This window comes from Glutamicibacter sp. AGC84 (genome assembly GCF_053543575.1).
On the sequence record NZ_JBLVOC010000001.1, the window covers coordinates 138,101 to 164,786 of the forward strand.

The following is a 26,686-nucleotide window of genomic DNA, read 5'->3' on the forward strand; positions in this document are numbered from 1 at the left end:
CCCCACCACTGTCTTTGGCTGGCTACCGGCTATTCGACGGCCAATCCTTCAACCGGCGACAACTTTGCGGCGCGGCGGCCCGGAGTCACCGATGCCAAGAGCGCTGCCACGATGCTGATCAGCAGGACCAGTGCGAGCTGCCACCATGGGATCTCGTAGGTCATCGTTCCCATGGACGCGAGTGCCGAGCGGGCTCCAAGCAGGCCGTAGGCCACACCCAGCACCAAGCCGAGCAGGGCTGCGACGCCGCCAATCAGTACCGCTTCGGTCGCCAGCATGCCGCGCAGCTGCTTCTTCTTCAGGCCCAGGGCACGAAGCAGGGAATTCTCCCGGGTGCGTTCCAGGATCGAGAGGCTGAGCGTGTTGGCTACGCCGATCAGGGCGATCAGCACCGCCACTGCCAGCAACGCAGAGACAATCATCAGCAGCACGTCAATGATCTGGGAGAACATCGACTTCATCACCACACCGCCATTGATCATTGATGATTCAACGCCGGTGATGGCAGAAACCTTGGTGACCAGTTCGTTGACGCCCGCTGCATTGACGTCGGAATCCACCTTGATCAGGATCCCCGAGTACTGATTGGCTTCATCGATTTCCAGCTTGCTGAAAGTCTGCTCGGTGACGATATTTCCTGAGAGCATTGCCTCGGAATTCTTCACTGCCAGCGTTTGCCCGCCAACTTCCACCGTCGGATTTTCGGGACTACCCAGCACATAGACGATTTCGCCATCTGCCGGCACGATATTCGGGTCCAGTGCAACGTCAGCGAAGCTCGTGGGATCAACGGACATGATCTCGGCGTTGAACATTTCATCGGTCCCCATGTCCACATCCGCATATCCGGAGGTGAAGCTGGAGCTGGCGGTAATCCCGTCCACGCCATTGATTTGCTCAAGCATGCTCTTGGTCTCGGCGCCTGAAACTTGGCGGTCATAGAAGGAGACCATCATGTCGACCGGGAATTCTGCGGCCACAGCGTTGTTCAAGCTGGCCTTGGCGGTCTGGCCGCCGACCATGATCATGGACACCAAGGTCACCCCGATCAGCAGTGCCGTTGCCGTCGCGGTGGTTCGGCCCGGATTGCGCACGGCGTTCAGGGCCGCGAGCTTTCCCGCCGTCGATTTGCCAGCCACGGCCTTGCCGATCCCGGAAACGCTGCTCGGCACGAACAGCGAAGCCAGCATCAGGATCCCCGGGAAGGAAACCAGGCCACCCAGGAAGGCGACTACCAGATCCCCCTGGATCGCGCCGTAGGCCAGCAAGCTGGCGCCGGCCACGACGAACAGCGATCCGAAGATGATCCGGGCCTTGCCGGCACGGTTCTTCACGCTGGCAGCGTCGAAGGGGCGCAAAGCCGCCAGCGGTGCGAGCTTCATCGCCCGTCGAGCCGGCAGGCTCGCTGCGACCACAGTCATCAGCACGCCGACGAGAATTGGGATGGCCAATCCCTGCGGGGTCAGGGCCAACGCCGCATAGGACATCTCCGGCACCATCACGTGCAGCAGCTGGATCAGGCCCGCCATCAGTGCGACGGCCAGCAAGACACCGAGAATCGAGGCAAGAATGCCAATGAGCAGTGCTTCGATAAGCACCGAGCTTCGAATCTGCTTGCGCTTGGCGCCCAGGATGCGCAGCAGTGCCAATTCGCGGGTGCGCTGGGCAATGACTACGGCAAAGGTATTGACCACAACCAGCCCGGTGACCACCAGTGCAATCAGTGCGAAGACCAGCAGGATCACGCTGAGCTGGTCGGTGCCTCCGGTGAACTGGGCGACTTCGTTCAAGACCTTCTCATCGGCGGTCACCACCGCCATGTCAGCCATCTTCTTGCCGGCAAACAGCTTCTCCAGCTCTGCCTTCAATGAATCGTCGGAGCCGTCGCCATTGACCACGATTTCGGTGATCAGCGCTTGGCCGCCGGAAAAGTGCTGCCACGCTTTCTCGCTCATGCCGGCCAAGGCGTAGGCCGAGGTCCGCGGGTTGGTGGTCGAGCGCTGGATGCCCACGATGTTGTAGTTCGCCGGCGAGATCGCGCCATTTTCCAGAGCCACGACGTCCCCGATGGACACGCCCATTTCCTTGGCGTGGGAAGCATCGATAATGATTTCGTTGGAACCTTGGGGCGCCCGGCCCTCAATCAATTCCATGCCGCCCAGCCCCTGGTCGGGATCTACTGGCTGTGCGGACACGCCGTAGCTGTTGTCCGCCGTGCGCAGCAGGCCATCGGCGTAGGCCAGGCCATAGGCTGTGGAAACTTCAGGCAGGTTCCGGACATCTGCGATGTCCTTGAGGCTCAGCTCGGTCAACTCCTCGGCGCCGGGAACCAGGTCCCAATCGGGGTAGGCCACCAGATCGGCGTTCTTGTAGGCGTCTCCGAGCGAGTTCTTCAGTGTCGCCTGGGTGGATGAGTTCACCGAAAGCGTTGCGGCAAGAAAGGCGGTGCCGATGGCCACAGCCAGGATGACGGCGATATATCGACGTGCATAGGTCTTGATATTCGAAAGTGCTACGTGCAGCATTGCTTACTCCGCCAAGGAGGCCAGGGCCTCGGTTACGGTAGCCACGGTTGGCTCCTGGATGGATCCGACAATCGTGCCGTCCTTCATCAGCAAGACATTGTCTGCATAGGACGCGGCCACCGGGTCGTGGGTGACCATGATGATGGTCTGGCCCATTTCACGGGTGGACGTGCGCATCAAGGACAGCACTTCGGCGCCGGTACGCGAGTCGAGGTTGCCGGTCGGCTCGTCGCCGAAGACCACTTCCGGCCGGGTGAGCAGTGCTCGGGCTACCGCGACACGTTGCTGCTGGCCGCCGGAAAGTTCATGCGGCTTGTGGTTCAGGCGGTCGCCCAGGCCGAGCGCCTGGATGACGGTGTTGAACCAGTCGCGATCGTGCTTCTTGCCGGCCAGCGACAAGGGCAGCAGGATGTTGTCCTTGGCGGTGATGGTTGGCACGAGGTTGAAAGACTGGAAGACAAAGCCGATCTGCTCGCGGCGCATCTCGGTCAGCTGGTCATCGCTCAGCTCCAGCAGGTTCTTGCCGCCGATGATGATTTCGCCGGAGTCGGCGGTATCAAGTCCAGCCAGGCAGTGCATCAGCGTGGATTTTCCGGAGCCCGATGGGCCCATGATGGCGGTGAAGCGGGATCGTTCGAAGGAAACGTTTACGTCGCGAAGGGCCTCAACCCGGGTGCTGTCATGCCCGTAGGTCTTGGTCAAGCCGCGGGCAGCGACCGCATTTTCGGTTTTTGGCAGAGTCTCAGAAGTCATATTAGAAATACTACAAAGCGCCTAGCCAAACCCGCATCCACCATCAGGACCTAGTTTCCCGGGGGTGCGTCATACCAAGGTATGAGCATATCCGTGGACGCTCTGCCCCCGCAGGTTACCGATTAGCAGCCATGTTCGCGTTCGGTTTTCTGGTGTGATGCCGGCTCAATCTGGAAGGTCGAGTGCTCAACGCTCACGGTGAAATGATCTGCCACGCACTGCTGCAAATCCCGCAGCAGCCCACCGGCTACCCCAGCGGAGAACATCGAGTCCTCGACCACCACATGGGCGGTGAGCACCGGAAGGTTGGAGGCAATCTGGCTGGCGTGCAGATCGTGCACCGCAATCACCCCGGGCAATGCCTCCAAATGCGCTTTGACCCCGAGCAGGTCCAGGCCCCTAGGCGTGGATTCGAGCAGGATGTGGGTGGTTTCCCCCAGCAGTTTCATGGCCCGGGGAACGATCAGGGCGCTGATCACCAGGGCTGCCACGGAGTCGGCGCGCATCCATCCGGTGTAGGTGATAACCAGCGCGGCGATGATAACGGCAACCGAGCCCAACGCGTCGTTGACTACTTCCAGGAAAGCCGCACGCATATTCAGGTTGCTATTGCGTCCCGCGGAAATGATCCACATGGAGATGACGTTGCCCAATAGGCCGATGATGCCGAAGGCCAGCAGTCCCTCCGGTTGGACCTCTGCAGGGGTGAAGAGCCGCCGCACGGCGTCGATGGCCGCATAGATGCCCACAGCCAGCAGCAATGCCGATTGGAAGGTGGCGGAGAGGACTTCTGCGCGGCGGAATCCCCAGGTGCGCTTGGTCGTTGGCTTGCGCATGATCAGGTTGGCAGCGGTCAGAGCCAGCAATAGCCCCAGGGTATCGGTCAGCATATGCGCTGCGTCGACCAGCAAGGCCAGCGAGTTGGTGACGATAGCGCCAACAACCTCGGCGACGAGGATTGTAGCGGTGATGGCGAAGGCCCAGGCCAGGCGGGTTCGGTTTGCTCCGGAATGATCATGGGAGTGCCCGTGAGAGTGATCGTGTCCCAAGTTCAGCCTTTCTTCGGATCCATGCTGTGCGCTTCTTCCCAATGGTGATGGGATGCCTCTTGCGGCAGAAGCGCCGAGGCGGCAGCGGTCAACGCGTCAAGTGCTTCACCCTGGCCCAGCGAGTAGATGCTGGCCCGGCCCTGGCTTCGGACGTGCACCAGGCCGGTGTCCTTCAGGCAGGACAGATGCGCGCTGACCGTGCTTTGGGCAAGCCCCAAATGCTCGGTCAGTTCCCTGACCTTATGCTCCCCGGTGCGCAGATGGTCCAGGATCAGCAGCCGTGCCGGGTCAGCGAGCGCGTGGAAGAGCGCAGCGAACTGCAGCTTGCCGCTGCGGATTTCCGATGCATCGATATCTGACTCTATTATCGCCATATAACGATGATAGGTGACTTTGCCGCGAAACGGAACGTTGCATGGCCAACTGCGCATCGCGATGGATGGCAAGATGAAAATATGACTGAAGATCTCATCGTTGGCGAAGACGGATTGGCGCGCCCTCGCTGGGCCGCCTCGAATGACATGCTCCGCACGTACTACGACGCCGAATGGGGCATGCCGATCACCTCCGAAGAGGGACTTTTCGAGCGGCTGAGCCTTGAGTGCTTCCAGTCAGGCCTGTCCTGGGCCATCATCCTTTCCAAGCGCGAGTCGTTCCGCCGCGCTTTCGAGCACTTCAATCCCGAGAAGGTCGCATTATTTACCGAGGACGATTTCAATCGCCTGATGGAAGACGCCGGGATCGTGCGCAATAGGCTCAAGATCCGCGCAACGATCGCCAACGCAGAAGCGACCCTGATGCTGCGCGAAGAGGGCGGCCTCTCGGATTTCGTGTGGTCCTTCAAGCCGGAACAGACCCCGGCTCCGCGTAATTTCACTGAAGTACCCACGCAAAGCCCCGAGTCCAAGGAACTGGCCAAGGCGCTGAAGAAGCGGGGTTTCAAGTTCGTGGGCCCGACCACCATGTACGCGTTGATGGAAGCCATCGGCATGGTCGATACCCATCTGGTCGGATCGCACCGCCGCGGCACTTCCGGCATTTGGGCCTGAGGTCATGGAACTGCGCCTACCGGCAACGGGAATTCTGGACGTCGGCCACGCACTGGCAGTCCTGGAATTGCATTCGCTGCCTGCCCAGGAGCGGCTGGATGCCGCTGCGGCCCAGCTGCACCGCGTCCTGCAGCTGGACGGGAACCTGGTTGAAGTTTCATTGAGCCTGGATCCTGCAGGCGTATCGCTCACCCACGACGCCCCGACTGAATCCATTGCGCGCCTCACGGAGATCATCAACCATTGGCTTGGACTGCAGCAAGATACCACAGCTGCTTATGAAGCGCTCCAGGCCCTTCCTTGCTACCAGCCGCTCGCGATGGCTTACCCCTCCTTGCGGCTCATCAGCTACCCGGATATTTTCGAGGCCCTGGCCACCACGATCATTGGACAGCAGGTGTCCTTGGCGGCGGCACGGACCCTCGGCGGGCGCTACGTCGGCGCATTGGGCCAGCAGCATGGCTCGGGCCTTCGGGCTTTCCCCACAGCGGCCTCAACGGCCGCCTGCACGCCTGGGGAATTGCGCGAGATCATTCACTGCCCGCTGTCGCGGGCAACGACGCTGCACGCGGTAGCCGAATGGTTCGAGGACAGTGGAAAGTTCCTGCTCGGAGACGTGCCGGCATTCCTGGAGCAGCTCCAAGGGCTGCGCGGGGTGGGTCCATGGACGCGCAATTACATGGCCCTGCGGGGTTTTCGGGATCCGGAGATCTTCCTGGAGTCGGATCTAGTAGTTCGCCGAGCCATGAGCAAGCTTCATGATCGCGGTGTCGCTGTGGCGCCTCCACCGAAGGCTGCGGGCTACCTGGCCACGTTACTGCTGTGGTCCTTCGACGCCGCCAAGCTGTAGCAACGAGAAAGGGAGCTTATCAAGGTGTGCAATCCTGATAAGCTCCCTTTTCGACGAATCGGCCGACTGAGCAAGTCAGCCGATTCTCCATTCCCCTTATTCAAGCCGGCTACGCCGCTCGCTGCTTCGAGGTGAGCAGCCCCGGCAAGCAGCGAACTAGCCGATAAATATCGGTCAAGCTTGACGCTTCTCCCGACCACACACGGGAGAAGCTCTGGAATAAGCATATCCTAAGAACCAGTAATAACGTCAAGCCCTGTTTGCGTAATTTTTCGATTTATTTCTTAGGTCGCTCTAACTTGCTCGATTTTGTCCGCGCCAAAAGACTAGTCGGCGAAGATCTTGCCAACTTCCGTACGCTTCTCGGCCTGGAATGCATCTTCTGCACGGCCAAAGGCCCAGTAGGCAGATAGCGACATGTCGCGGCGGTCCACGCCATGCTCGTCATAGAAGTATGCGCGCAGCTTCTTCATGACTTCGCGCTCACCGTGGGCAAAGACCTGCACCCGGCCCTCGGGCCATGGAATCCCCCGGACCACGGACTCCAGGATCGTGGTTTCAGGGGAGAATTCGGCACCGCGGTGAATCCAGCGAATTTCCACGCCAGCCGGCGCCTGCAATTGCATTTCGTCAGCCTCGTCGGCAACTTCGATGACCACCAGGCCCCGCATCTGCGGGGCCATGGACTCCAAGGAGGCCGCAATGGCGGGAATGGCAGTTTCATCTCCGGCGAAGAAGTGGAAATCGAATTCATCCTTGGGGACAAACATTCCGCCCGGGCCCGAGAAGCAGATCGATGAGCCGATCTGCGCGTCACGCGCCCAAGGACCTGCTAGGCCCTCATCGCCATGGACCACGAAATCGACCTCGATGGTTCCCGCCTGCATATCGCTGCGGCGCACGGTATAGGTACGGCGAACCGGCAGATCCTCGGGAGCCAGCCGCTCACGCAGCGCTTCCATGTCATAAGGCAATTCAAGGCCCAGTTCCGGCTTCGCGAACAGGAATTTCACGTAGCGGTCGGTCACCGGCTTGTCTGCGAAATCGCAGATGCCTGGACCGCCAAGGGTGAGCCGCACCAGATGAGGTGCGATATTCTCGCGCTTGAGGACCTGCAGGAGGACCTGGGGGCGCGCAGGTCGGCCTCCAGTTTGCGGGCGATCACCAGCCGGCTGGGACACAAAATCACTTCCTGTCTTAATAAGGGTAGATAGATCAATCCTAATTGACGGGAGCGCAAGTGGTTACTTCGGGAAGGTCGGAGGACCTTCATATGCACTGAGCGCCGCGCGTTCTCCGGGGCTTAAACGCTGCACCCGCGAGGACACCGGGTCGAAATAAGCCAACGTAGTGGAGGCCTTGACGCACAAATAGTCCTCCACCGGGTCACGGAACTCGTAGCAGATATCAAAGCTGGCAGGCTTGACATTGGCAACCCAGAGATCGACATTGACCGGCACGTTGCGGTATTCCAACGGGCGGGAATACCGCACCCGATGCTCGACAACGAGGATCTGGGTTCCGGCAGGCACTGCAGAGAAGATATCGGCCTGCGGCTGCGAGCCTGGCGCGCCGGTGCCACCGGGCACGCCAAAGCCGGCGATTCGCGCTTCTTCCATTAACCGGATCAGATTGACATTATTGACATGGCCGTAAGCATCCATGTCGCCCCAGCGCATAGGGACCTGCACCCGCAGAATGCTTTCTTCCATGGCTAATCTTCCTTCAGCAGGTTTGCGCCGTCATTGCCCACGATCCCCAACTTGGCCAGCTCCCGAAGGACCCGGGCTCCGTCCGGCTCGTAGACCCAACGCACCCCGGGGGTGGTTCGGCGCAGCTCATGCGAACGTCCGCCGGCTAGCACCGCTTCCGAAGGGGTCAGCTGGCGGATCACAATAGCCCTGACCAATTCGGGGTAGCGGCGCGCGAACTCCGCATAAATGGCCGGATCATGCTGGCCGTCATCGCCGATGAGCACCCATGAAATGTGCGGGAATTCTTCGGCCAGGCGGCGCAGCTGGTCAACCTTGTGCTGCATTCCGCTGCGGAACCAGGAACGGTCTGTTGGCCCCCAGTCGGTGAGCAGCAACGGCCCCTTCGGGTACAGGTTGCGCGAGATGAAGCGCTGCAGGGTCTGCGCGACATTCCATGCGCCGGTGGAAAGGTAGATGGTCGGAGCTCCTGGATGCTCGAGCAGCACCTTCTGGAGCATTACCGCCATCCCGGGGGTCGCCACGCGGGCATGCTCGGAGAGCACAAAGGAGTTCCACGCCGCCAGCATGGGGCGCGGCAGTGCGGTGACCACGACGGTGTCATCCACGTCGCTGATCACCCCGAACTTCTGCGCCTGGTCGATAACGAGAATCTTCGCCTGCGCGGCATCGCCGTTGTGGGCATGAAGCCGGATCTCATTCCAGCCCGCGGGCAGGTCGACTACCAGCTTCACATCAATCACGCTGCCACGGTCAGCCTGGACCTCGAAGCGCTGGTCGCCAACGTCAATGCTGACCTTGCCGCCGGGAAGGATCGGGGAAATGAAATTGCGGAAACCGCGAATGCCATCGGCAATGACCTGGGCTTGGTGCTGCCCGTCTTCAAAGGCGCCGGGCTTGGCCAGGACAACGCGGGCGAAGACGCGAATCCAGCCGCCGCTCGGTCCGGTAGAGCCATATCCCACATAGGGGAGGATTACCGCTTGGTGGCCGTTGGCCAGGGCGCGCCGTGCACGCCAACGATGCACTCCGTCTTCCATTCGCGAAGCTACATGCCGGGCATCGCCATCAGCCGAAATATGACTCATAGCCCCAGTCTTTCATGTCGACCGCCAAGCACGGGAAAACGACAACTTGTGTCTTGAGCCCTTGCCTTTTTCTACAAAGAGTAGAAAACTGGTGCTATGAAATTCGAACACGAGCTCAATAGTCCGGTCCTGGTATTGGATGAGGACCAATCGTGGCAGCTGCTCTCGCACAGCTCCCACGGACGCGTAGCAACTTCGGTTGCAGGGTTGATCGATATTGTTCCGGTGAACTACGCGGTGCACAACGGGAAGCTGTTCTTGCGCACCTCGCCCGGTAACAAGCTTGCGGCCATGGCGATCAATGAAAAGATCGCTTTCGAGGTCGACGGCATCCTTTCCGATGAAGCTTGGTCCGTTGTCGTGCACGGCAGCGCCGAAGTATTGGAGCATGAGGCCGATATCAAGGAGGCCCGCGAAAGCGGCGTCACTCCCTGGATCCCCACCCAGAAGGATTTCTGGATTCGGGTCGACATTGATTCGGTCTCCGGGCGCCACTTCGAGCTTGGCGAGCAACCAGAGGTCGCTGAATAGTTCTCTGCGATCTGCACGGCAAACGCCGCCGCCTGCCCAATGGCGATCGGGCTGGCAGCGGCGTTTCCAGCTTTAAGCCGATACCTGGGAATAAGGGTAGAACCCTTCTCCGCTCTTGCGTCCGAGCTTGCCCGCAGCCACCTTTTCGGTGATCATCGGGTGCGGCTGGTCGGCCTCGTCACCGGTCTCGGCGTAGGTCGCCTGGGCGATGAAATCGATAACATCAAGGCCCACCATGTCCATCAGCTCGAACGGACCCATGGGGTGGCCCAAAGCGGTCTTCGCGGTGGTATCGATATCCTCGATGCTGGCGATTCCCTGGTGAGCCAGGTTCAGCGCCTCGGCGTTGATCGCACCCATCATGCGGTTGGCAATGAAACCCGGAATCTCCTTGTTCACCAGCACCGGCTTCTTCCCCAGCTGGTTGGCTACCTCGGTGACAGCCTGGATCGTGGCATCGCTGGTCTGCTCATGGCGGACTATTTCAACGCACTTCATGACCAATGCGGGGTTGAAGAAGTGCATATTGCACACCTGCGCTGGACGGCCACTGGCCTGGGCCAGCTTCGAGGAGGGCAGCGTCGAAGAGTTCGTCGCCAAGATGGCGTGGACCGGTGCATGCTCGCCCAGTTGGGCGAAGATCTGCTCCTTGATGTCCAGGCGCTCCACAGCCGCCTCGATCACCAAATCGGCCGTGGAGACAGCCTGGTTCAAGTCGGTGTTCTGGCTCAAGCGCCCCAGCGCCGCAGCTGCCGCGGGCTGGTCGAGTTTGCCTTTGGCCACGCGGCCGGCAGCCCAGGATTCCAGCTCGGTGCGTGCTGCTCCCAACGCGTCGGCAGAGATATCCTGCAGCACGGTGGCGAAGCCGCCCAGCGCGCAGCTCATCGCGATCTGGCGGCCCATGGTGCCGGCACCGATCACCAAAATACGTTCAATCTTCATTGACCATTCTTTCTCTGGAGTCCTGGCCTGCGCCTTTTAGCCGCGCAGGTAGGTCGTCGTGGTGTGCGTGTAGAACTCGCGAGCTGCTGCTCCCTGTTCCTTCGGTCCGTAGCCCGACGCTTTCGCACCGCCAAACGGCACGTGCGGGTCAGCGCCGGCTGACTCCGAATTTACATGCAGAATACCCACGTCGAGAGTTTGTTGCGCCTCCAGGGCCAGCGCAAGATTCGAGGTGAACAATGCCAGGCTCAAGCCGTATTCCGAGTCTTCTGCAGCCTCGAAAGCTTCCTTCCACCCGTTGACTCGGCGGACGGACACGATGGGCGCGAAGAATTCTTCCTGCCATGCGCAGTTGGCTCGCCCGGCTTCCCCCTCCGGAAGTTCCAAAATGGTTGGTGCCAGGAAGCTGCCGGTTTCCGGGGCCAGCCCGCGATAGCGCAGTGTTGCGCCCTGTGCCAGCGACCGGTCGATCCCCTGAGCCGCCGAGTTCGCCGCTTTGGCATCCACCAGCGGGCCCATATGCACTGACGGGTCCAGCGGGTCCCCGGTCACCCACTGATCCAACCTTTCGGTGAGCTTGGCCAAGAATGCGTCGGCGATGGACTCGTCGAGGATCAGCCGGCTGGTGGCCGTGCACTTCTGGCCGGTGGAGCGGAAGGCCCCGAAAAGCACCTGCTCGCTGGCCAGGTCCAGGTCTGCGTCGGCCAGCACTACCGAAGCATTCTTGCCGCCCATTTCGGCCTGCACCGGAATCCCCCGGGCCGCACCTGCAGCGCAGAGTTTGCGCCCGACGCCGGTGGAACCGGTGAAAGTCAGCCCGTCCAAATGCTCATTGGCAATGAAGGCATCACCCAGCGCGCCCGGGCCGATGACCAGATTCAGTACACCAGCGGGCAGCCCTGCGTGCTCCAGGGCCTGCACAAAGCGCATGGCCAGCAACGGCACCAGGCTGGCCGGCTTGAACACCACGGTGTTGCCGAATACCAGCGCCGGGGCGATCTTCCAAGCCGGAATCCCGATCGGGAAGTTGAACGGGGTGATCACCCCGATCACCCCCAGCGGCTTGTGGGTAACCAGGATCTGTTCCCCGGCACGCGGGGATTGGAAGACGGTGCCGGCAGCGCGCTCCGCCTCGCCGGAATAGTAGGCCAGGATCTGCGCGGCCCGCAGCACCTCGCCAATTCCCTCGGCTCTGGTCTTGCCCTCCTCGGCGGCCAGTTCCGCTCCGAAGTCCTGCGCATGCTCCTTCAGGTATCCGGCGGCCTTGGCCAGAATCGCCCCGCGGGCGGCCATCGGAGTGGACGCCCAGGATTTCTTGGCCCGGTGGGCGGCGCCGAAAGCGGCGTCCACCTGGTCCACGCTGGCCGCGGTGCCCTCCGCGAGCACGATGGAGTCGTCGGCGGCCGCCTTCGAATCGATGCGGCGGCCCTCGCCAGGCACCCATGCGCCATTGATGCAGTGCTCCAGGGTGGCAAGTGTTGTGGAAAGGTTCATTTGCTTGGTTCTCCCGTCTTCCTTGGCTTCGCGGCTTAGCGGAAGGCCGGCACGCCGGTGAGCTTGTTGCCCAGGATCAGCGTGTGCACCTCGTCGGTGCCCTCGTAGGTGCGCACCGATTCCAGGTTGTTGGCGTGGCGCAATGGCGAGTAATCCAGCGTGATGCCGTTGCCTCCCAGGATGGTGCGTGCTTCGCGGCAGATCGCGATGGCTTCACGGCAGTTGTTCAGCTTCCCTACCGAGATCATGTGCAGGTCCAAATTCCCGGCATCCTTCAACCGGCCGATGTGCAGGGCCAGCAGGAAGCCCTTGTTGATTTCCAGGGCCATGTCCACCAGCTTCTGCTGGGTCATCTGGTATCCGGCCAGCGGCTTGTCGAACTGCAGGCGTTCCTGCGAGTAGGCCAGTGCCGCTTCGAATGAATCGCGGGCGGCTCCCATGGAACCCCACAGGATGCCGTAGCGGGCTTCGTTCAGGCAGGAGAACGGCCCCTTCAGGCCCTTGGCATTCGGCAATACCGCCGAACCGGGCAGGCGCACGTCGACCAGATCGATTTCGCACTGGATGGAGGCGCGCATGGACAGCTTCTGCTCGATCGGGGTGGCGGTGAAGCCCGGGGTGCTGGTCGGCACGACGAAGCCGCGGATGCCCTCATCGGTCTGCGCCCAGATCACCGCCACTTGCGCCACATTGGCCAGCCCGATCCAGCGCTTGGAACCGTTGATCACCCAGTCATCGCCGTCGCGGCGGGCGAAGGTCTTCATGCTCGACGGGTCGGAACCTGCCGTTGGTTCGGTCAGGCCAAAGCAGCCAATGGCTTCGCCGGCGGCCATCTTAGGCAGCCATTGCTGCTTCTGCTCCTCGGAACCGTGCTTGTAGATGGCGCTCATGGCCAACGAGCCCTGGACCGAAACGAAGGTGCGCAGCCCCGAATCGCCGGCTTCCAGCTCGGCGCCGGCGATGCCGTATTCCACGGCCGAGCGGCCGGCGCAGCCGTAGCCTTCCAGGTGCATGCCCAGCAGGCCCAGCTTGGCCATCTCCGGAACGATCTCCAGCGGGAAGACCGCGTCGTTGTACCACTTGGCGATATTCGGCTTGATGTTCTCGTTGACGAAACCGCGCACGGTATCGCGCAGGGCCAGTTCCTCCGCCGAGAGCAGCGAATCGAAATTGATCAGGTCGGCCGGATCCAGAAGGCGTTCTGCGGTGCTCATATTAAATCTCCTTGAAAGTTCTTGCGATTAGCTATTTGCCAGGGTGCCCAGAAGCGCCTGGTGCTCCCCATGGGCCGGCGGGATGGTGCGGTATTGGGCGCCGGTGCGCGAGAGCCCGATGGGGCTGGCGATCTGCTCGGTCGCTTCCCCGGTGTCCGGATCGGTGATCAGCGCGACGGGATCCAGGCCAAGTTCCTTGGCGAAGTCGATGGCCTCGGCAATGGAGTTGACCTTTCCGGCGGGCACTCCCGCGGACATCAGCGCATTCGCCCAGTGCGCGGCAGTGGCCGAGGCGGTGGCCGCTTCGATGATTGCCTTGAGTTCTTCGCGGTGGGCCACCCGTGCGCTATTGCTGCTGAAGCGCGGATCCTGGGCTAGGTCCGGCTGGCCAAGATGCTTGGCCAAGGCAGCGAACTGGCGGTCATTGCCCACGGCGATGGCCACCACGCCGTCGTTGGCCGCGAAGGTTTCATAGGGGGCAATGCTCGGGTGCGCGTTGCCCATGCGTGCCGGGGATTTTCCGGTAGCCAGCGTGCTGCTGGACTGGTTGGTCAGTCCGGCCAGCAGCGAGCCGAGCAAGTTGACGGTCACCCGCTGGCCGATACCGCTGGCATCGCGTTCGCGCATGGCCAGCAGGATGCCGGCAACCGCATTCTGCGCCGCCAATACGTCCACCAGGGCAACACCGGCCTTGCTCGGAGGCCCGTCTGGTTCTCCAGTGATGCTCATCAGCCCGCCCACTGCCTGCAACAGCAGGTCGAAGCCGGGCAAGGTTGCACCCTGCTTTTCGCCGAAGCCCGAGATGGAGCAATAGACCAGTGCCGGGTTCAGCTCGCGCAGGCTCTCGTAGTCCAGCCCGAATTTGGCCAGGACGCCGGGGCGGAAATTCTCCACCAGCACGTCAGCGTCGCGGATCAATCCGCGCAGGGCCTGCAACTGGGTCGCGTCCGCGAAGTCGGCGACTACTGCCTGCTTGTTGCGGTTCACCGACCAGTAGTAGGTGCTGATGCCTTGGGCATTGACCGGAGGCTTCCAGCTGCGGGTCTCATCTCCAGCAGCGTTCTCCACTTTGAGAACTTCGGCTCCGAAGTCGGCCAGGGTCATGGTGCACAGCGGCCCGGCCAAGATGCGCGAGAGGTCGATGACTTTGACCCCTTCAAGTGGTTGGCTCATTTGCTTCCACACCTTCAATCCGCACAGAATTGCTTAGTTACATGTTGCATGCAACTCTATGTTGCCCGGATCACCCTTGGCAAGGATTTTCAGGATGTTTCGCTGCTCGGGTCTGCAGGGGGCGCGGAACGCCCTAGGAAATCAAGGCGTCCAGCCGCTCCAGGAACGGTTCTGCGTCCAGTCCCGGGGTCCGCGAACACACCGAACGGATCAGCATCTGCGCGGTGCGCATGACGTGGCCCCGAACGGCCAGCGCGGCGGCGTCGGGGTCTTTAGCCAGAATCGCCTCCATGATCTCCTCGCGATCCCCGGCCAGATCCTGGCTGGAGCGGGCGAAGGGCACGGTGGTCTGCCCGTGGGCCAGGACGAGGTTGCGCAGCTCCCCCACCACGCTGTCGAGTTTCGCATTTCCGGCCAGCCCCAGAAGGCACAGGTGGAATTCCTTGTCCGCTTCCAGCGTCGCCCGGCCATCACCGGTTTCGCCGATGGCGAGCATTCGCTGGTGCAACGACGTCAGCTGGTTGATATCGGCCTGGGTCGCATTCCGCACGCCACGTGCGGCAGCTGGAGGCTCGATAGCCAAACGCAGCTGGAAGACTTCGACAATGTCCTCCAAAGAAATCTGGTTGACGCGCACCCCGCGGTTTTTCGCCACGGTAACGATTCCCTCTTTTTCCAGCAGCTGCAAGGCCTCGCGCACCGGAGTCCGCGAGACGCCGAGCTTTTCCGAGATGCCAATGGCCGAGTAGTGCTCCCCCGGAGCCATCTCACCGGCAACGATGGCGGCACGGATCATCGTGGTCACCTGCTCGGTAAGAGATACCTTCGGCTTAATCGGTTGCATGCTACTCATGGTCTGAAGCTTATCCTGATTCGACCCGGCGGCAAGGCCAGGTACTAGATCGTCTTGCGCAATGGCACTTCCTTGATGAGCAATACGCAGAAGAAGGCAACCACGGCTACAGCCGCCGAAACGATGAAGACGATCCCCGTCGCCTCGCCATACGCCGATTCCACCACCTGCCGTAGCGCATCTGGCATCCCGGAAAGATTCAAGGAATCCCCGGTGGCCGGGGCCGAGGACAGCTGCCCCTTGGCCGCCAACGATTCGGTAATAAGATCTGCCACATTGCGCGAAAGCAGCGCTCCGAGCACCGCCACACCTGCTGAGCCGCCTACGGATCGGAAAAACGCCACCGAAGAACTTGCCGCCCCGATATCGGTGACTTTCACCGTGTTCTGCACCGAGAGCACCAAGTTCTGCAGCATGAATCCCATGCCCACGCCGTTGAGGAACATGCCGCAGGCCAAGAACCAGTATTCGGTATCCTGGCGCATCAGCCCAAGCAGGCCGAGGCCAGCGATGTTCAGGACCGAACCGATGAGCAGGTAGATCTTCCAACGGCCGAAGCGGGTAATCATCTGTCCCGAGAAGACCGACCCGAAGTAGTTGCCCGCGATCATTGGCAAGGTCATGAGGCCGGCCATGGTCGGCGTCGCTTCGCGGGCGATCTGGAAGTACTGGCCGATGAATGCGCCGGTGCCGAACATCCCCACGCCAATCGAGATCGAGGCGAGAATCGCCAGCGACGTTGTTCGGGTGCAAATGATCTTCAGCGGAATGATCGGTTCACGAACCCGTGATTCAACAAGCAGCAACGCGGCAACCAGCAAAAGGAACATCGAGACCATCGTGTAGGTCTGCCACGAATTCCAGCCGAAATAGTCGGCTTTGCCTACATAGGATACCCAGATCAGCAGGATCGAGACGGCGGTGGTCAACAGGACTGCGCCGACCCAATCGATATGCACCGGACGCTTGAGGTGCTTCAGGTGCAGGGTCCGGTGGATCAAGAGCATGGAGAGCAAGCTGATCGGGATGCCGAAGAAGAAGCACCAGCGCCAGCCCAGGGGCGAGTCCACGATGAATCCGCCGAGCAGCGGTCCTGCTGCGGTAGATACAGCCATGACGGCACCGAAATATCCCGAATAGCGTCCACGTTCCCGTGGCGGGATGACCGTGCCGATGACTGCCATGCCCATGGCAGTCAGCCCGCCCATGCCGATGCCCTGGATGACCCGGGCGAACAGCAGCACGGGTATGGACCAGGCGAGCCCGGCCAGCAACGAGCCGAGCACGAACACCAGAATTCCGGCTTGCAGCAGCTTCTTCTTGTCGAAGAGATCCGCCATTTTCCCCCAGATGGGAGTGGTGGCGGCATTAGCCAGCAGCGTGGTGCTCAGAACCCAGTTGAAGTCGGTTTGCGAGCCGCTCAGGACATCCATGATGGTCGGCAGCGCAATAGACACAATGGTCGCCGCCAGCATGGCAGCGAAGAAGGATGCCAGGACGCCAGCGATGGATTTGAGCACTTCGCGTTGATTCATCTGCGGCTGGTCAGCCGCTGCCTCGGTGAGGTCAGTGGGACGTTCCTTTTCCGGCATGCTCTTATCCAAGGTCGGAATTCTCCGCATTGCCGAACTGCTCGGTCCGTTGGGATTGGATGCCGCGGATCATCGTCGCGTTCAATTCGCTCAGCGCGTGCGCGACGCTGGCCAAGCGCTCGGCATCCCAGTCCGGAAGGACATCCCGCATTCGCTCCAGGCGCAAGCGGTCGCGGAATTCAAGCCGCTCGGAACCCGCCTCGGTCACCCAGAGCACGTGGCGGCGGGCGTCGATCTTGCTGGGCTGCCTGGCTACCAGGCCCATTTGCTCCAGTTCCGCCAAATGCCGGCTCATCGCCGCGGTGCCGATCCCCAAGGACTGCGCAAGGTCGGCAGCATGCGTGGGTTCACGGGTTTTCAACGTCTTGAGCACGTGATGGGAGGCGTTGGATACCTCGGGGTCAGTCTGATCCATATGCGAGAACACGCGAAGGATCCTGGAACTGCGGGCCAACTCGTCGAGCAGGATTTTGAGTTCAGAATCCGAAGGGCTATCTGGAGACTTGTCCACGATCTATCGGCTGCCTATCTATTGTGTTTCCCCCACAGTAAGTTCGATTCGTTGCTCCAGTCAACGTTTTTGCCTGTTGCCACGGCGGTAAGCTGGTTTTGTGAATGATCAGCGAGTCCAAGCCAGCACGCAATACGCCGAAGAACTACGTCTTTCCGCGCTGAAGGCAGCTCGCCAGTCCGCCGAGCTGCTGCGCGCTTCCTTCCGCGGCAACGTGGTAGCCGAGCATAAAACCAACACCCATGACCTGGTCACCGACATCGACCGGCAGAGCCAGCGGCTCATCACTGCCTCACTGCTATCGGCCCACCCGGATTCCTGGGTTCTCGGCGAAGAGCAGGTCTCCGGCGATCAAGGACGGCAGGCCGCCGGGAAGGTGCAGTGGATTGTCGATCCAATTGACGGCACCAGCAACTTCGTCCACGGCGTGGCATTCTTCTGCATCTCGATTGCCGCAGCCATCGATGGAGAACTGGTGGCCGCCGCAATCCTCGATCCGGTTTCTGGTGATGAATTCAGCGCCAATTCGACTGCCGCGTTCCTCAACGGGCAGGTTCTTGAGCCCGGTGCCCGTCCCGAGCAGTCCCGCGCCAACCTGATGACGGATTACCCGGGAGCAGAATCCATGCTCAAGGACGGGGATCTGTCCTTGGAACTCTTTGGCCAGTGGATCCAGGACTTCGCCACGGTACGCCGCAAGGTCTGCGCGGCGCTGGCCCTGGCCCATGTTGCCGCAGGCTGGTGCGACGCCACCATCGGGTTCGATACCAAGGTGTGGGATGTGGCTGCCGGAGCGCATCTGGTGCGCATGGCCCAGGGCACGTTCCGCGGCTTGTCCTACGGACAGGCAGGACTCGCCGACCACTACTGCCCCGGCTTCATCGCGCAGGGGCCAGGGGCCGATTATCCTTCCCTGGCAACCGCTGCCGAGCGGATCCATCAGCTGCGCGCAGGCCGCTAAGCCAACAAATCTGACAATATCGAAGTAGTTGCTCCTGCCCCTCGGCTTTGGCCGCTTTCGGACGTACCATGGCGGCATGGAACCACGATTTCAACGGACCGCGCACTCCGCCGCGCGGCACCATGGAGGCGGAGGTGTGATCCTGGGAGGAATCGGAGCAATTCTGCTTTTCGCTTCCTTCGCAGTGATGTTGGCAGCTCAATCCCTGGATTGGGAGCCACTGCTCATCGGCATTAGCTTGGGCATCTCGACAGTGCTTTTCGGTGTGGTGTTCCATTTCACCCACTGATCCGCACTTTTCCTCATCCACTAATCGCAACGGCCCCGGATCCATCGCTCGTGGGAGCAACAGGTCCGAGGCCGTCCGTGCGTTCGGGTGCTTTACAGGTGGGTAGGCGCAAACATCTTCAGCAGGGTGCGGACCACAATGACATTGGGGCCATCTGCTTCCAAGGCGTCGGCGAGCGCAGAACCGACGTCTTCGGGATCGACCGCTTGGGCGGGGATGCCAAAGGAATGCGCAAGGGCCACGAAGTCCGGCCGGGCCAGTTCGGTGGCGGTGGCTTTTCCGAAGGCTCCCTCCATGTACTCGCGCAGGATGCCATATCCCCCGTCGTCGACGATCAACCAGGTGACCGGTGCATGGTGCTGCTTGGCGGTGGCCAGTTCGGAAATGGAGTACATCGATGAACCGTCGCCGCTGACTGCCAGCACGCGCTGCTTGGAGCCGATGGCGCCACCGATCGCGGCGGGGAAGCCGAAGCCGAGGCCGCCTGCACCCTGCGCGGAATGGAATTCGCCATCCTTGGCGTCCCAGCAGCTCCAGCCCCAGTAGGCAGCGATGGTCATATCCCAGAAGGTCTGCATGCCCGCCGGGACGGCGGCGCGGATATCCGCCATGAACTTCCGTTCCTTGCCAAGGTCCTGGGCATCCAGGCGCGCCTGCACCTTTGCCAGGGTCTGGGCCACCACCTGTTGCGGGGTGCTTCCGTGCCATGATGCCTGGGCCTTGAAGCCTGTCTCGCGCATTTCTTCGTCCAGGAATTTCAAGGCTTCACGGGCATCGGCGCGGATACCCAGGGCCGGGGTGTTGGACTCGAGCACGCGCGGCTCGGCATCAATCTGGATCATCTTGCCGCGGGGTTCGAGCGTGAAGTAGTTGCTGGTGACCTCGCCCAGGGCCGAACCGATCACCACCAGCACGTCGGCATCTTCCATGACGTCCGAGACATAGCGGTCTTCCGCCCACGACTGCAAGGACAGCTCATGGTTCCAGCCAAAGGCTCCGTTGCCGCCGGGGCTGCACAGCACCGGGGCCTGCAGTTTTTCGGCCACGGCCAGCAATTCAGCCTGCGCCCCGGCCCGGCGCACACCGCCGCCGGCGATGATGGCCGGGCGCTTGGCTTCGGCCAGCCAGCGCATGGCTTCGCGAATCAGCTCTTCGCGCGGGGGATGCTCGTAGGCTTCGGCCAGGGCATCCTGTACCGGTGGCACCATCACCGGGGCGAGCAGGACATCCTGCGGCACCTCAACCCACACCGGCCCCATCGGCACGGTAATGGCCCGGGCCCACGCATCCTGGATCGCCGAGGGGATGCCCGATGCATGATGCACGGTCTGCTGGAACTTGGTGACGTTGGCGGCCGAGGCCTTTTGGTCATCGAGCTGATGCAGCATGCCCTTGCGGCGGGCTCCCAGGCCGTCCAGCGGAATCTGGCTGGCCACCACGACCATGGGCACGCCGGTGGCGTAGGCCTCTTGCAGACCCGCTAGCGAGGTCAGCGCGCCCGGGCCGGTGGAGAGGAACAGCACGCCCACTTCCCCGGTAGCGCGGGAGTAGCCATCGGCGGCGAAGGCGGAGTTGTTCTCCACGCGTGAGGAGATGAATTCCAAGCTTGAGCGCGAGAGCGCGTCGAAGAGTCCCAGGGCGTGCTGCCCGGGGATCCCGAACACGGTCTTGGCACCGAGCGCGGTGAGGGTCTCGATGACCAGATCGCCGCCGTTGCGTTGCGGTTGCTCGTTCATTAGCTATTCATCCCCTTGCTGGCGCGGAAGTCGCTGATCAGGCTGATCAAATCATAGGTGACATGCGAGGCGGCCACGCCGGTCAGCTCCGCATGGTCGTAGGCGGGGGCGACTTCGACAATATCCGCGCCGATGATGTTCAATCCGCGCAAACCGCGCAGGATTTCAAGCAGTTCACGGCTGGTGATGCCCCCGGCCTCCGGGGTTCCGGTACCCGGGGCGTGGGCTGGGTCCAGCACGTCGATGTCCACCGAGATGTACAGCGGGCGGTTGCCGATGCGGTCGCGCAGCTTGTGCACGATTTCGCGAACGCCCTGGTAGTAGACATCCGAGCTGGTGACGATGCCGAAGCCGAAGCGCTGGTCGTCTTCCAGGTCCTTCTTGCCATAGAGCGGACCGCGGGTGCCGACGTGGCAGATCGCCTCGGTATCCAGGATTCCCTCCTCGACCGCACGGCGGAACGGGGTGCCGTGGGTGTATTCGGCACCGAAGTAGGTGTCCCAGGTGTCCAGGTGCGCGTCGAAGTGCAGCATCGCTACCGGAGCACCGGCTCGTTGCGAGGCGGCACGCAGCAACGGCAGCGCGATGGTATGGTCTCCGCCCACGGTGACCAGGGTGGAGCCGTCGCTGGTCAGCTCCAGTGCGTTGTGCTCGATGGTCTCGATAGCCTCGTTGATGTTGAACGGGTTGACCGCCATGTCCCCCGCGTCAGCCACTTGGCTCTGCGCAAACGGCGAGGTGTCGGTGGCGGGGTTGTAGGGGCGGATCAGGCGCGAGGATTCGCGCACGTGGTTGGCGCCAAAGCGGGCGCCGGGCCGGTAGGAGACACCGGTGTCGAAAGGCACGCCAACGATCTTGATGTCGGCCTTCTCCACCTGATCCAGTCGTGGCAGCCGGGCGTAGGTGCCGCCGCCTGCATAGCGTGGAATCACCGCGGCATTAATGGGTCCCAGATGCCCGTTTTCCTCGATGCGGATTTCCTTCATCGCAACTTCCTCCCCCAGACATCCAAGAACGAAAGTTCAAGTTGTCTAATATGAAACTTCAGTTTCCCATTATGCTATTTTGTCTGCTGGGTCACGTCAAGATTCAGTTATCGCACAGCCCGGGAATCCAGGCAGAAATAGCCCATGCCGCAACCCGCGAAAGGGCTGCGGCATGGGCCGAAACTGCAGCAGGGCGATCAGCTGGCGACGCTGCGAATCTGCTGGGCAAGCACCTCTAATCCATCGCGCAGCAGCGCTTCGCCGATCACCAGCGGCGGCAGCAGGCGCAGCACATTGCCGTGCGTACCGCAGGTCAGGGTCAGCACGCCGGCTCGATGGCAGGCCTTGGAAACCGCGGCGGCCGCATCGGCGCGCGGCGCCAAGCTGCCCCGGTCGGCGAACTCGATAGCCAGCATGGCTCCGCGGCCGCGGACGTCGGCAACCACCGGGCTCTGCTGCATCAGTGGTTCAAGAACCTCGCGGGACACCCGCTCGATGAGCTGGGCGTTATCCAGAAGCGTCCCATCCTCGAACTGCTCGAATACAGCCAGCGCCGCCTCGCAAGCCAGCGGGTTGCCAGCATAGGTGCCGCCCAGGCCCCCAGCGTGCGGGGCATTCATCAGCTCGGCGCGCCCAGTCACCGCGGACAGCGGAACTCCGTTGGCCAGGGCCTTGGCCGTGAGGATCAGGTCACCTGCCACGCCCTCATGCTCCGAAGCGAATAGCTTTCCGGTGCGCCCCATGCCGGCCTGGATCTCGTCGATGACCAGCACAATACCGTGCTTGTCGGCCAACTTGCGCAGCCCCGGGATGAACCCGGCCATCGGGACAACGAAACCTCCTTCGCCCTGAATGGGCTCGATCACCATCGCGGCGAAATTCTGGGGGCCGTAGTCCATCAAGGTCTGCTCGACGGAAGCCAGGACCGCTTCGACGGTGGCCGCTCCCCCAGAGGGCCGCAACGGGTTGGCCGAGGCGGCGCGTACGATATGCTCGGGCATCGGGCCGAAATTCATCTTGTACGGATTGACCTTGGCAGTCATGCCCATGGTCAGCAGCGAACGGCCGTGGTAGGCCTCGTCGAAGACCAGCACGTTAGCGCGTCCGGTGGCTGCACGAGCGATCTTGACCGCGTTCTCCACGGCCTCGGCCCCGGTGGAGAACAGCGCTGTGCGCTTCTCGAAGTCGCCGGGGGTGTGCTGGTTCAACCAGCTGCACACCTGGGTGAAGGATTCGTACTCGGTGACCATGAAGCAGGTATGGGTGAAGTCGGCCAGCTGCTTGGCCACGCGTTCGGCCACGCGGCGGTTGGCGGCACCCAGTGAAGTCACGGCAATCCCCGAGGCGAAGTCGATCAGGCGATTTCCGTCGACGTCTTCGATAATCCCGCCATCGGCGCGGCTGACGAAGACCGGCAAGGTGACGCCAAAACCGCTACTGACCTGTTGCACCCGCTGCTCATGGAGGGCCGCAGAGCGCGGGCCGGGGATGCTGGTGGCAAGGTGCCTGGTCTGGGACAAGGTTGGGGCGTCGGTGGAAGCAAGGGTTTCAGTCATGGCTCAAGCCTAGAAATCCCCGTGACACGCGTCATTGGTCATTGCATCCAAGTCCAGCATCTTTCTTGGATAATTTACCCAATGATTACGCTTTTGCAGCTGGGCGCGGAGTTGGGCACCGAGTTCTTCCCTGCCAGCACCGGAACCTTCCGTGCCCAGCCGGTCAGCGGGGTGCACGTCTCTGAGCTGGAGGATCCCACCACCTATCTGGATGGCGGCGAGCTGCTGCTGACCACCGGCATGCCATTCGCCGCGAGCGAGGAGGCTTCCCGCGCATACATGCGCCGGCTGCAGGACAAAAAGGTCTGCGCCCTGGGGCTGGGGCTGGGTCCGTGGCTTCGCACGGTGCCCGAGCACGTCATCGCCGCCTGCGACGCTGCCGGCGTAGAGCTGGGGATCGTCCCGGACCAAGTGCCCTTCCAGAACATTTCACGGGCATACTGGCGCCTGGCCTCACGTGATCAGGCTTCGAACCTGATGGGTTCCTTGGGGACGCAGACTGCCTTGGCGCGTGCCGCCGTACGCCCGGATGCCATCAATGCAGTCGTGCGGGGCTTGGCTGAGGCAGTAAACGGTTGGGCTGCCTATCTTTCCGTCGATTCTCGGCCGGCGGCCTGCTACCCGGCATCCGCCGAAGCGTTCCTGGGCGAACTCCGCCACGAGTCCATGCGCTTTCGGCGCAATGGCATGCCCTCGGCGTCCACCTTCGAGGTCCAGGGCCACGAAGTAGCGCTCTATCCCATCCTGTCCGGAACCACGATCCACGGATATCTCGGAGTTGCCGCCGGGCGCAGGCCGACCAAGGCCGACCGGCAGATCATCATGACGGCCTGCACGTTGCTCTCCTTGCGCGCCAGGCAACGGGAATTGGCTGCCAGCACGAATAACGCGCTCAGCTCGGCCACCGCAAAATTGTTGCTGCATGGCCAACCCGAGGCGGCACGCCTGGTCGGGGAAGAAGCCGGATTGGGCAGAATACCTGTTCGTGTGCGAATCCTGCTGTACCGGGCAGGTGCCGATACCGATGCAGCAACCGCACTTCATGCGCTGCCCTCGCTGGCGCGCCCCGCCGCCTTGCCCGATGTCGCCGCAGCGGTACGCGAGTGCCAGCTTCACTATGAGGACGGCGCCGAACATTATTTGATACTTCCCGAACCCGCAGACAGTTCCAGCAATGGCGAGGCAGTGGCACCGCAGGCTGCAACCGCAACGGGCCCGATGGCGTGCGGGCGATTTGATTCCCCCGCACCCGAAGTCCACGCCGTACTCTCCCAACCATTGAACTTGGCCGAGATCCCTGCCAATTTGCCTGCCCTGCGCCAAACGCTGGACGCTGTCCCGTTCGGGACCATGGCCTGCGGCGCCCCGGGCTTCGATGCCAGCGCAGAGACCTGGGTCAAGGCCCTCGCAGCGTACGCGCGCGCCGATCTGCTCTCCGCGGTCACCTCCTACCTGCGCCACCGCGGCCATTGGGAAGAAGCCTCCCGCGAATTGGGCATTCACCGAAATTCCTTGCGCCACCGCATCACCGTGGCCCAGGAATTGCTTGGCGCCAATCTCGATGATCCGGATGCCGCCGCCTCGCTCTGGCTGGCCCTGCGCCGGGCACAGAAATAGGCACGCCGCAGTCTCTGCAATAGCCAGATCCCGCGGCGTGCCCTAGGTGCAGCCGTCAGCCCTTGAGCCGAGTCCGGCTATCGTGCGGCGCACTGGCGCGTCGCGTTGCTGCGGCGTCCGGGCCGGTGGCACCGAGCTTGGCTTGCTGGCGGATGCTCAGCTTCTGCAGCAATTCCTCTTCCGCGAATTCGCCCGGCGCAATCCCGCGTGGCACACGCAGCAAGAAGGCCATGCCCAGGATCCACCAAGCGGCGAAGAGCAGCCACGGCTGCCACCCGATGGCCGCCGGCATTCCCGGAAGATACAGCGAAATCAGGCCGGTGCAGAAGACCACCGACAGTACGCCGATGACCTTGCCGCCGTTTCCCGCACCGCCCACGCGCAGCGGGCGTTGCATCTGCGGTTCGCGCTGGCGCAGAATCAAGAACGCCACGCCCACCAGCAGGTAGGCGATCACGATCGACGGCGAACCGGAATCCACCAACCATCCGAGCATGGCGGTGCCGAAGAATGGAGCCAGAACGGAGAGGCCGCCAATGAACAGCAGTGCATGGCTCGGTGTGCGGTGCTTCGGATGCAGGTAGGCGAACCAGCGTGGCAGCATGCCGGAGCTGGCCATCGCGTACATCAGCCGCGAAGCACCCATCAGCAACGAATTCCACGAGGTGAGGATGCCGGCAATGCCGCCGGCGATCAGCACCTTTGACATGATTTCGGAATTGAACAGTGCCCCCATCGCGTCGGCAGTGGCAAGTTCGGATCCGGCGAGCGCCGAAGCGCCCATTCCCGAGGCGGTGGCCAGGATGATCCCCACATACCAGGCGGTGGCGATCAGCACCGAAATCACCACGTACTTGCCAATTTTTCGCGGGGCGATGTCGCATTCCTCGGCGGACTGCGGGATCACGTCGAAGCCGACGAACATGAACGGCACCACGATCATCACGCCGAAGAAGCCGGCCACCCCGTTTTCGAAGAATGGTTCCATGTTCCTGCTCTCGCCTCCGGTGAATGCGCCAGCAAGCAGCATTGCGCCGATGACGAAGAGGAAGAGCACCACGAAGGTCTGCACTACGCCGGCGGTCTTGATGCCCCGGATGTTAATCCAGGTGATCGCTATCGCACCGGCGACACCGACCAGCGCCCAAGTCAGGTAGACCTCTGAGCCAGCGATCTCCCATAATCTGATCTGCGAAAGCTCCGGGAAGAGATAGAGCACGGATTTGGGCAGTGCCACTGCTTCAAAGGCCACGATCGCAATGTAGCCGCCGACGATGGCCCACGAACCGGCAAAAGACCAGCGGGCGCCCATGGCGCGCAGCAAGTAGTTGTGCTCACCGCCTGCTTTCGGCATGGCCGCAACGAGTTCGGCATAGGTCAGGCCAACTACCGCCATGATGCCACCGCCAACCAGCATGGCCAGCGTGGCTCCGAACGGGCCGGCGGTGGTGATCCAGTCGCCGGTGAGCACGACCCAGCCAAAGCCGATCATCGCGCCCACGCCTATGGCCAAGGCGTCCCAGCGGCCGAGGACCTTCTTGAGGCCTGGTTCTGCGGTGTGGTTCTTCGCGGTTTTTCCTGACATGGCAACCCCTTCTGGAAAGTTGGTCAGGATCACACTATGCAAAAACGCGCTTAAGGGTATTGGATGTTTTGACTACATTTCAGGCTATTTTGCCCAAATTGGGACGCTAGGCCTCGCCGGAGCGCTTCTTGCTGGCTTTCACCAGCGCGCGGTCGACCTCATGAATGCCCAGGCAGAAGCCTGCGGACATGACCAGCGATTTGATAGTCAGTTCGGAAAGGTCATCGGCTACGTACACCAGCTGGATCGGCCCGGCCAGGACCAGCAGGACACCGGTCCACAGCACATACGCCCACGAGGTGCGCGCCTGCGCCATCACCGGGAAGCGTGCCCGTCGGCGAATCGTCCGCACGCCAATGGTGACAATGACGACGGCCAGAATCGCGGCGCCAATGAAGAAGAAATTGCGTTGGGTGCGGATCCAGGTCAAGGTGGTGCCAATAAGAACGCCGAAAAGTATCGAAGCCCACCAGCTGATACTGCGCAGTTGATCTTGCGCAGCGGTTGGTTCGCCTGTCCTCACGCCTCTCCCATCACTGATTGTCCCGAGCGCCCGGAACAACGCATCGTTCCTAGAATACGCGGTTCATCTCCCCGCAGACGAACGCGCAGCCGCACTG

At 62.2% G+C, this 26,686-nt stretch carries 25 protein-coding genes; 6 read left to right on the forward strand and 19 right to left on the reverse strand.

What is annotated here, in order from left to right; genetic code table 11:
• Positions 1-29: 29 nt before the first annotated feature.
• The 4 genes from ACNPN0_RS00675 to ACNPN0_RS00690 all read right to left on the reverse strand — a co-directional run bounded on the left by ACNPN0_RS00675 (position 30) and on the right by ACNPN0_RS00690 (position 4,701).
• The gene (locus ACNPN0_RS00675; RefSeq protein ID WP_448937323.1) at positions 30-2,525 is read right to left on the reverse strand and encodes an ABC transporter permease; all 2,496 of its coding nucleotides are present in this window, start codon (positions 2,523-2,525) and stop codon (positions 30-32) included.
• A gap of 3 nt (positions 2,526-2,528) precedes the next feature.
• A complete protein-coding gene (locus tag ACNPN0_RS00680; protein ID WP_105657341.1) occupies positions 2,529-3,278 on the reverse strand; it encodes an ABC transporter ATP-binding protein in 750 nt (249 codons plus the stop codon).
• Between the two features lie 122 nt (positions 3,279-3,400).
• Positions 3,401-4,327: a cation diffusion facilitator family transporter gene (locus ACNPN0_RS00685; protein WP_332730885.1), complete on the reverse strand. Its 927-nt coding sequence runs from the start codon at positions 4,325-4,327 to the stop codon at positions 3,401-3,403.
• A 2-nt stretch (positions 4,328-4,329) separates the two neighbouring features.
• Positions 4,330-4,701: an ArsR/SmtB family transcription factor gene (locus ACNPN0_RS00690; RefSeq protein ID WP_105657339.1), complete on the reverse strand. Its 372-nt coding sequence runs from the start codon at positions 4,699-4,701 to the stop codon at positions 4,330-4,332.
• 81 nt (positions 4,702-4,782) lie between these two features.
• On the opposite strand from ACNPN0_RS00690, the gene ACNPN0_RS00695 reads away from it, so the two are divergent.
• Entirely contained in the window at positions 4,783-5,376 is a 594-nt protein-coding gene (locus ACNPN0_RS00695) for a DNA-3-methyladenine glycosylase I (RefSeq protein WP_105657338.1), read from the forward strand.
• A gap of 4 nt (positions 5,377-5,380) precedes the next feature.
• The gene (locus tag ACNPN0_RS00700) at positions 5,381-6,226 is read left to right on the forward strand and encodes a DNA-3-methyladenine glycosylase family protein (protein WP_448937322.1); all 846 of its coding nucleotides are present in this window, start codon (positions 5,381-5,383) and stop codon (positions 6,224-6,226) included.
• Positions 6,227-6,552: 326 nt separating this feature from the next.
• Here ACNPN0_RS00700 and ACNPN0_RS00705 read toward each other — a convergent pair whose 3' ends face one another.
• From ACNPN0_RS00705 to ACNPN0_RS00715, 3 genes are all read right to left on the reverse strand, one after another.
• A complete protein-coding gene (locus ACNPN0_RS00705) occupies positions 6,553-7,407 on the reverse strand; it encodes a siderophore-interacting protein (RefSeq protein ID WP_105657336.1) in 855 nt (284 codons plus the stop codon).
• 63 nt (positions 7,408-7,470) lie between these two features.
• The gene (locus ACNPN0_RS00710) at positions 7,471-7,938 is read right to left on the reverse strand and encodes an acyl-CoA thioesterase (RefSeq protein WP_105661618.1); all 468 of its coding nucleotides are present in this window, start codon (positions 7,936-7,938) and stop codon (positions 7,471-7,473) included.
• A gap of 2 nt (positions 7,939-7,940) precedes the next feature.
• Positions 7,941-9,026 carry an App1 family protein gene (locus ACNPN0_RS00715; protein WP_448937321.1) on the reverse strand — a complete coding sequence of 362 codons (1,086 nt, stop codon included), beginning with the start codon at positions 9,024-9,026 and terminating at the stop codon, positions 7,941-7,943.
• A 96-nt stretch (positions 9,027-9,122) separates the two neighbouring features.
• On the opposite strand from ACNPN0_RS00715, the gene ACNPN0_RS00720 reads away from it, so the two are divergent.
• A complete protein-coding gene (locus ACNPN0_RS00720) occupies positions 9,123-9,557 on the forward strand; it encodes a pyridoxamine 5'-phosphate oxidase family protein (RefSeq protein WP_388024988.1) in 435 nt (144 codons plus the stop codon).
• 72 nt (positions 9,558-9,629) lie between these two features.
• Here ACNPN0_RS00720 and ACNPN0_RS00725 read toward each other — a convergent pair whose 3' ends face one another.
• The 7 genes from ACNPN0_RS00725 to ACNPN0_RS00755 all read right to left on the reverse strand — a co-directional run bounded on the left by ACNPN0_RS00725 (position 9,630) and on the right by ACNPN0_RS00755 (position 17,336).
• Positions 9,630-10,499: a 3-hydroxyacyl-CoA dehydrogenase family protein gene (locus tag ACNPN0_RS00725; RefSeq protein ID WP_448937320.1), complete on the reverse strand. Its 870-nt coding sequence runs from the start codon at positions 10,497-10,499 to the stop codon at positions 9,630-9,632.
• Between the two features lie 36 nt (positions 10,500-10,535).
• Positions 10,536-11,993 carry an aldehyde dehydrogenase family protein gene (locus ACNPN0_RS00730; protein ID WP_448937319.1) on the reverse strand — a complete coding sequence of 486 codons (1,458 nt, stop codon included), beginning with the start codon at positions 11,991-11,993 and terminating at the stop codon, positions 10,536-10,538.
• Between the two features lie 35 nt (positions 11,994-12,028).
• A complete protein-coding gene (locus ACNPN0_RS00735; RefSeq protein WP_105661614.1) occupies positions 12,029-13,207 on the reverse strand; it encodes an acyl-CoA dehydrogenase family protein in 1,179 nt (392 codons plus the stop codon).
• Positions 13,208-13,234: 27 nt separating this feature from the next.
• A complete protein-coding gene (locus ACNPN0_RS00740) occupies positions 13,235-14,380 on the reverse strand; it encodes a CaiB/BaiF CoA transferase family protein (RefSeq protein WP_448937318.1) in 1,146 nt (381 codons plus the stop codon).
• A 133-nt stretch (positions 14,381-14,513) separates the two neighbouring features.
• A complete protein-coding gene (locus tag ACNPN0_RS00745; RefSeq protein WP_434693638.1) occupies positions 14,514-15,233 on the reverse strand; it encodes an FCD domain-containing protein in 720 nt (239 codons plus the stop codon).
• Between the two features lie 44 nt (positions 15,234-15,277).
• Entirely contained in the window at positions 15,278-16,837 is a 1,560-nt protein-coding gene (locus tag ACNPN0_RS00750) for an MFS transporter (protein ID WP_448937317.1), read from the reverse strand.
• A complete protein-coding gene (locus ACNPN0_RS00755; RefSeq protein WP_448937316.1) occupies positions 16,830-17,336 on the reverse strand; it encodes a MarR family winged helix-turn-helix transcriptional regulator in 507 nt (168 codons plus the stop codon). Before ACNPN0_RS00755 ends, ACNPN0_RS00750 begins: the two co-directional genes overlap by 8 nt.
• A 100-nt stretch (positions 17,337-17,436) precedes the next feature.
• Between ACNPN0_RS00755 and ACNPN0_RS00760 the strand changes: the two genes are divergently transcribed.
• Positions 17,437-18,297 (forward strand): inositol monophosphatase family protein, encoded by an 861-nt coding sequence (locus tag ACNPN0_RS00760; protein ID WP_448937315.1) that lies wholly within the window; start codon positions 17,437-17,439, stop codon positions 18,295-18,297.
• Positions 18,298-18,373: 76 nt separating this feature from the next.
• Positions 18,374-18,586 carry a hypothetical protein gene (locus ACNPN0_RS00765; protein WP_133833215.1) on the forward strand — a complete coding sequence of 71 codons (213 nt, stop codon included), beginning with the start codon at positions 18,374-18,376 and terminating at the stop codon, positions 18,584-18,586.
• Between the two features lie 92 nt (positions 18,587-18,678).
• Here the strand turns inward: ACNPN0_RS00765 and ACNPN0_RS00770 are convergent, their stop codons facing one another.
• The 3 genes from ACNPN0_RS00770 to ACNPN0_RS00780 all read right to left on the reverse strand — a co-directional run bounded on the left by ACNPN0_RS00770 (position 18,679) and on the right by ACNPN0_RS00780 (position 22,864).
• The gene (locus ACNPN0_RS00770) at positions 18,679-20,322 is read right to left on the reverse strand and encodes a thiamine pyrophosphate-binding protein (protein WP_448937314.1); all 1,644 of its coding nucleotides are present in this window, start codon (positions 20,320-20,322) and stop codon (positions 18,679-18,681) included.
• Positions 20,322-21,308: an agmatinase gene (gene speB / locus ACNPN0_RS00775; RefSeq protein WP_332487687.1), complete on the reverse strand. Its 987-nt coding sequence runs from the start codon at positions 21,306-21,308 to the stop codon at positions 20,322-20,324. Before speB ends, ACNPN0_RS00770 begins: the two co-directional genes overlap by 1 nt.
• 197 nt (positions 21,309-21,505) lie before the next feature.
• On the reverse strand, positions 21,506-22,864 hold the full coding sequence (locus ACNPN0_RS00780) for an aminotransferase class III-fold pyridoxal phosphate-dependent enzyme (protein WP_448937313.1): 1,359 nt from the start codon (positions 22,862-22,864) through the stop codon (positions 21,506-21,508).
• Between the two features lie 81 nt (positions 22,865-22,945).
• On the opposite strand from ACNPN0_RS00780, the gene ACNPN0_RS00785 reads away from it, so the two are divergent.
• Positions 22,946-24,481 carry a PucR family transcriptional regulator gene (locus ACNPN0_RS00785; protein WP_448937312.1) on the forward strand — a complete coding sequence of 512 codons (1,536 nt, stop codon included), beginning with the start codon at positions 22,946-22,948 and terminating at the stop codon, positions 24,479-24,481.
• Between the two features lie 55 nt (positions 24,482-24,536).
• Here the strand turns inward: ACNPN0_RS00785 and ACNPN0_RS00790 are convergent, their stop codons facing one another.
• Both ACNPN0_RS00790 and ACNPN0_RS00795 read right to left on the reverse strand, forming a co-directional pair.
• A complete protein-coding gene (locus tag ACNPN0_RS00790) occupies positions 24,537-26,066 on the reverse strand; it encodes an APC family permease (protein WP_448937311.1) in 1,530 nt (509 codons plus the stop codon).
• Between the two features lie 106 nt (positions 26,067-26,172).
• Positions 26,173-26,589 (reverse strand): hypothetical protein, encoded by a 417-nt coding sequence (locus ACNPN0_RS00795; RefSeq protein ID WP_133833221.1) that lies wholly within the window; start codon positions 26,587-26,589, stop codon positions 26,173-26,175.
• Positions 26,590-26,686 lie beyond the last annotated feature (97 nt).